The sequence below is a fragment of the Paraburkholderia tuberum STM678 genome (assembly GCF_902833905.1).
Taxonomy (GTDB): domain Bacteria; phylum Pseudomonadota; class Gammaproteobacteria; order Burkholderiales; family Burkholderiaceae; genus Paraburkholderia; species Paraburkholderia tuberum.
In genome coordinates this window covers 1-6,719 of sequence record NZ_CADFGP010000132.1, presented here as the reverse complement: position 1 = coordinate 6,719, position 6,719 = coordinate 1, and the positions used below count along the sequence as shown (strand labels likewise).

2 protein-coding genes and 1 pseudogene are annotated in these 6,719 nt (G+C 57.2%); all 3 read left to right on the top strand.

Annotation, left to right across the window (positions count from 1 at the left end; translation table 11 throughout):
• Positions 1 to 2,267 precede the first annotated feature (2,267 nt).
• Positions 2,268 to 2,612, top strand: a pseudogene (locus tag HWY30_RS40205) (transposase); the annotation flags it as partial.
• Positions 2,613 to 3,205: 593 nt separating this feature from the next.
• Positions 3,206 to 5,959, top strand: coding sequence for an integrase catalytic domain-containing protein (locus HWY30_RS40200; RefSeq protein WP_167368759.1), 2,754 nt, complete (start codon positions 3,206 to 3,208; stop codon positions 5,957 to 5,959).
• Positions 5,960 to 5,984: 25 nt separating this feature from the next.
• Complete coding sequence (locus HWY30_RS40195) at positions 5,985 to 6,626, top strand: hypothetical protein (protein WP_143037279.1); 642 nt, start codon at positions 5,985 to 5,987, stop codon at positions 6,624 to 6,626.
• The last annotated feature ends 93 nt before the right edge of the window (positions 6,627 to 6,719 follow it).

Genomic DNA, 6,719 nt, shown 5'->3' with positions numbered 1-6,719 from the left:
CTCCGCGGTTTCCTCCCTCGAGGCTTGTCCAACGCCTGCCCGCATGCGTCGTCGTGCGCTCACGCGTCGGCACACAAGGGCAGGCGTCGAACAAGCCTTAACAGTTGCAGTCCTGCCGTGCGACATCGCCAAGGTCAGCAATCTGCCTGGCTCCTGACGTTAAACGCAACCGGCCTCAATGTCGGCTAAGGCCGAATTTTTTGTCATTGAGCGGGAGTACCGGGTGACTGCCGGACTCTGATGCCCGGCGTCTGACCTCTCGCGTCGCGACGGGCGGCAGTGGGTCCGGCGCCCGCCTGATCAGTCCGGAGAAAAGCGAGATACCCGCGTCGTCCCTACGTACCGGCGCCCCCAAAAAAAAGGCCCGCGCGCGGCGGGCCGGAATCCATGTGGAGACACGGAGGAGACGGCTTAAGTATAAACCCTGATTCAATTCTATGCACGCCTGGGGCGCCCCGACCGCGCCACGCACCCGGCCGGCGGCGTCGCGGCCGGTTGGGGCCTTGCGGGGCGGCGCAACGAAAGCGGGGACGGGGAGCCTCGACCGCGGCGGGTCCGGCGAGGGTGGGGGGCTCGCCGCGATAAGCGGCGTTATCGCGGTCGGACCCAACACGGCCGGCAGGGCACCTGAACCTAGCCGGACCGCGGTCGCGTGTCCTAGGCGTTGTCGCCGCCTCGGAGAGGATCGTGAGGCTTTCAACGTCGACTTATCCGATAGCCGATCGTCGCGAGTCCCCGTTGTCCGACGACTGTCAGCCCAGTGGCCGCGGCCAAGGTAGTTGACGATCTACATACTGGCCTATCCACCGGCCCGAATGCTTTTCCGCTGCTGCCGGCACTGCGCAGCGATTCAGTGCGTGTGCCGTGGTACAGCCCGCCATCGTGAATCGATGACTTGGTGAACGAGTTCTGTGCGGCACCGGTCCGCGTCGTCGTCAGGGCGGGGCAGTGAAGGTCCAGAAGTCGCGTCTAGGCGGACAGCCGGGCTGCCTTAGTCGGGCAAATGAGGGCCCGTCTACTCGACCGCAGTCCGGAGCTGTCTCTGAGGCGCGCAAGCCGTGCACCGGTCGCCTCCTGACGCGCGTCCACAACAGACGAGTGGCTTGACGGCTCATTTGGCTGACACGGCGACTGCCATCCCGGCGGCTATTTTTGCTGAAATTAAGTATTCACATAAATTTACTCCCACCGTTGCGAAAAAAATGCCAAATTTTTTGAGGGGCAAAAACGGCGTTCTCCACTCATTTTGCGTTATCTATGTCGTACATTTTTCGTCGTTTTTTTTTAATTAGTTATCCGATATATAGTTTCTGTTCTGGGCTCGTGGGCAACCAGAGCGACGCGGCAGCGCGCCTGGACATCAGCCTGCGACACCAACGGCAAGCCTCCGACAGGAACGCTCAAGCACGATCCCCGGACAGGCTGGAATGCGGCACTACGCGAAAGGTGCTCAAGGCCGCCCAGTCTGGCTTCCACGAGTTTTCTTCTGCGTCGTGCATTCGAGATCGTGCGTGAAGAGCAAAGCATCTGACGCACACCGCAGCTGATGTGGGTGAGGGATGCCAACCATCGCATCCAGTGTGTGTTGAAATTTCAACGGATCGAAGACATTTTCAGCATTTGTGCGTCGAACCATTAACAAAAAACCATTTCTTGGTCATAGATGTTTGTTATCAAACTGTCCGGCATGGGATGAATGGCAGCCCAAAGCAAGGCTTGAAATCGTCGCACCCGCGAATACACTGCGTTCGACGGATGACGGGTGCATCGCGCAGGAGGTGAACATGGACAGCCGAAGAAACAATCGCGGTGTTGTGGGTTCGGTGTCGACGCGTGTGCGGGAACGCCCGCCATTTGGCTCGTCGCAGAGAGTGGGGTGGTTGCGGAGACAAAGGCTGGCGACAAAGTTCAGGCAAATGGAGCGTCCGCAAGCCGATAAAGGCTTGGCGCTTCTCACGGAGCGACACGCGATGCATCAGGGGCAAGGGCGTGGGGTGATACCTGTCTATGCCTGCTTTGCCGCTGTCTTGGTCGAGGTCTCCGAGTTGGGGATGTGCAGCAACGGCCGGCGCGTCCAGTCGACGTTGATAACAGACCCAGTGACCCGCTTGTGCCTGCATTATGCAATCGAATTCGTGTCGTGAAGCGGCTGTAACTAAATGAGTGCCGGAGCCGCCCCCTGAATCTCACGACATCAGGAAATTCTACAAAAAAGAGGTAGCCTCGTGACCAAATTCGCGCCTACGTCTAACCTCGAAAGTTTTGAGATTCTGATCGAACAGGGGCATCGCCGACGGCCCTCAGTCGAAGAAAAGCTTGCAATTGTGCAGGATACGTTCGCACCGGGAGAGACGGTGTCGGGCGTCGCGTGGAGGTACTCAGTGAACGCGAAACAGGTATTCGCGTGGCGCAGGCAGTACGAGGAAGGCGGCCTCACGGCAGTGAAGGCTGGTGAAGCCGTTGTACGTGCGTCAGAGCTCGCTGCCGCGATAGAGGAAATCAGGGGACTGCAACGAATCTTGGGCAAGATGACTATGGAAAACCAAATTCTCCGGGAAGCCGTGGAACGGGGGTGCGCAGAAAATCTGATGGTGCGCCCGCCCTTGCTGCGGATGAGGACTATTGAAGACCGTCTGTGAAGTTCTTGGCGAAGCGCACTCCGTAGCAGCGATCGAACGTTCGCCGCGCTGGCAGGGCTGTAGTCGTGGACAGCAGATGGACGCCGACAGCTTGGTTGCCAAAGTTCATGAAGCGGTGACCGGGTAGCCGACTTATGGTTATCGCCGAGTCTGGGCGCTGCAGAGCAATGGCATGGCCGCGTCGTTCGTGAAGAACATGCAGACCGATTACGTCGCCTTTATGACCGGTGAGTTCGGGTGGTAAAGCATTGCGACAGAGCCTTGGTCCAAGGATGACGCGCGTTGATCTACGGCGCGGGGAAAGATAGGCTGCAGCATCTACCAGATGGTTGACGCGGTCCGGGTCGCCAGGCTTTCGCGGGAAACGATGAGGGAAAGGCGGCTATGTGGCGTCGTCAGTGGGATAGGCAAATGGCGTGTAGTTCGTGATCCTTATTAAATCCATGTATTTTGTGGATTGAGCGTATCCTTGCGACCGTGAAGTTGCACATGCAGTGGGTCTTTGCCTTCAGGGACGAATAGGCCCTTGAAGCGTGCAGGGCTGCCACACGTCGTCGATGGGGGGCATGGTGGGCGGAATTGACTTCGACCAGATCGATGCGTTGCTACAAAACCAGCTGGTAACCGAGCAGGGTATCGAGCTCGTGCACGCGATCTTGGAAGGGGAACCTCTGGAGCCAAAGCCACGCATTCAGCCTGGGGGCGTACGAGGCGATTACGTCTGTCCCTCCACCGGCATTTCGATCCGGCTCAACCACTTCACCCTGCAATCAGCGCTGCTGCAGGAACTCGATGATCCTTCCTCAAAATGTCTCGTATACCGTGGCTGGCCGACCGAATTTGGGGGGCTTCGTTACAGCGTCAAAAATGGCTCTCGTACGCAGGTTGACATATTCAGGCCATTTGTATTTCACGTCGGTGAGCTCTGGTCCGGATTTGCCGATATTTTCCCAACCTCAAAGCTGAAAAGGAGCGTCGAGCGCGGAAGTGCGCTTTACGTGGAAGTCGATCACGGACACTGGACAAGTCCTGCCATCACAGAGCGCTTGTCACCAACCGGCCTCCGGTACCGGGTACTGACTGAAAAGCACTTTGGCCACTGGTATCTGCACAACATAGGAATACTCAGCCGCTATCACCAGCCTGATTACAAGGTAATGGATCCCACAGCCTGCGAGACTGTGGTGGCGATGGTAAAGGACAGGGGATTCATGTTTCGTCGCGATCTGATTGACCTCCAGTTGGTCTGCGCGGATGACCTCAACTATTTGATCGTCACTCGCCGTGTATACTTCCCACTGCATTCGCAGGACGTGACGGACATGCGTTCTTCCGCAATTTTCAGGGATCAGATCGCGCATGAATCATTCAAGGCGGCAAGGGCAGCGACCGACGGTTTTCTCTCATTGGATACGACGGGAAAAGACGCGTCGGGGGACGCGAAACCGAGCGGTGAACCGGATTTCATGCAGCTCGTGTCACGCGAAGCATGGGAGTTTGCCGAGCGTAAGTTGCAGACGCTCTCTGAGCGGGTTTCAAGTTGGTGGCCCGGAAGCGGCCCTAAGCGCGTAGGTAAGCTCATACCTCCGGCGACGAAGGCCCTTTGGCAGTCCCAGGCGGAACGGGGGGAGTTGCTGTACGACAGCGCGATATTCGGGCTCATCCCCCGATGGGACGGACGAGGCTTCAGGGCGAAGAGGTATCCGGAGAGCGAGCAGCTTTGGGATGAGGTATATCTGGAATGCCGCCTTACGAAACGGATGACCCTTCGTGCTACGCACGGTGAGTTCGTGGTGCGGGCAGAGACGCGCGGTTTGCCGGTTTTTTCATATACCACTGCGAAGGCTCGCGATAGGGAATGCGATCTGAGCGTCTTCGTCGAAGCCAGGGATGGGCGTGCAGCTCGTTATGCCATTGCGGGATTCGCTAAGCCCGGTACGGCCAACCGTCTCTATCAGACGACGGTGCCGGTTTACTTTGCACATATCGATCACACGCCTTTACCAATCAAGATCGAGAATTCGGTCAATCGACGACTCATTAAGGGCCAGATTTGGCTCTCGGCAATGATCGACGAAGCGACGGGAGCGAAGCTCGCCTGGACGATTTCGTTTGGCGCGCCGAGCGCGCGCTCGGTCATGACGGTCTTGTTTGAATGCATTCGCAGGCACGGGTGTCTGCCAACATTCATCGTTGTCGACAATGCACCGGAATTCGATTCACTTGTGATGCACAGCATTCTGCGGCTTGGGAGAGCAAATCTGCTCTGGCGTCCTCCCTATCAACCCCGCTACGGTGCTCCGGTTGAGGCAGCAAACAACAAGATCACCGTTCAGTCATTGCAGATGCTTGCGGGCAACACCGTGGCGGTGAAAAGCCTGTATCAATACTCGCGAACCTTCATTGCGCGTAATCCGGAACTCATGACTCTTACTGAATTGACCGCATTCTTCACGGGTGTATTCGACGAGGTGGAACAGGAGGTGGGATCGGCTCGGACCGGCGATGAGCCCGTGAAGGACTACGTCGCGCGCCGAAAGGCAGAAGTCGGTGTGGGCTACAGAACGCCGATCAATCTCAATCTCTCAGTCCGGCGCATTTGCTCGCCACCAGCTTCGGGTGGCGGGATGCGCACGATTAGCGACGAAGGGTATGTCGAAGTCGATAACCTGGCATATTTTTCTGAAGATCTGAAGCGATTCCGCCGGCAGAGAGTCGCCGTTCACCCTGATCTGATCCATCCCGGGTTCGTTTACGTATATGTGAGCGCTGCGGTTGGGTGGATAGACGCGAAAAGTACTTACGCGGATATTTTTGAGGATTATTCCAGACGCGAACTGCTTGGCGTCATCGCCGAACTCAAGCGTGGGAAGCTGAGGGGCGTCAACAACCCCGTCGTCAAAGCCAGAGTGCTCGCGAAAACTGTCGTCGAACGGGAACGTGATCCAGCACGCAGGGATGAGCTCGCCCAGAAATTTGAACAGTTTTCGAACAGGGCGTCGGCTCTTCTCATGACTGCGCCAGATACACGCAACCAATGCAATGTGCCGCCTGACGTTGAAGCAGATGCAATGGACGGCGATATGTCCGGTTCCACGGCCGGGGAGTGCTTGGAATCGGCTGGCATTGGCCGGCCGGACCGAGGCGATGGAGCGGCAGCACCACTCGGGGCGACTGTGCCAGCCGGTGACAAGGCTGGCAGCGACGCGGAGGCCGGAACCGTGGACGCGGGGGGAAAGGGCAGCAGCGCTGACCAGTCCGATAGGTCAGGCGAAGATGACGACGAAATCAGCGTTACGCCTTCTCGATTGTCTTTCTAGGATGCAATCCAAGTGGAGGAGTCTCTTGAAGAAACCTGACTATGCGGCGATAGCGGCGCAACTGAAACTTACACCTCCGGCTGTTATCGAAGCAATCGAGGACCTCAACGCATGGGTGTGTCTGCATCCCAAGTTTTTTAAGATCTTGCAGACCATTTTGAATGCGATTAACGGACGTTCCAGAGATCTCCTGATCGTTGTCATAGGACCTGCCCGTGTGGGAAAGTCGACCCTATTCGACACGATAGCGGGCATACTCGATGTATTGGCGCATCAGGCTGGGAAACCACGAGGTTGCTTCAGATTTTCAGTTCCCTCTCCCGACAAACGTGGCAGGTTCAACTGGAAAGCTGCGATCACACAAGCTTATGTGTCAAGTGGTGAAATCCTTCCGTTCAGCAAGATTGTCTATGGCGATATTACGGACGGTGCGCCGCGGCGCAAGCAGGCCGTCGTTTCTGGCGTAGCGGAGGAAGATGCACTGTGGGAAAGTTTTATAAAAAACTCCCGTTTGGAACAGCTGGTTACCCTTGTCGATGAGGCCAACACAATCCCCGTTACACTATCGGACCTTCAGTTGAGCCGGGCAATATCCCCCGGCGTCAGACTACTTGTCGTGTTATCTGAATCTTATAGACATGGTCCGGGGGCGGTAAAATCAGGGTGAGTGAAAGCCTACTCAGCAGAAAGAAAAGAAGCGCTGGTGCGTCGCATGATGCCGCCGGAAAACGCGTTGGTCTCAGCGCTGGCCAGAGAAACG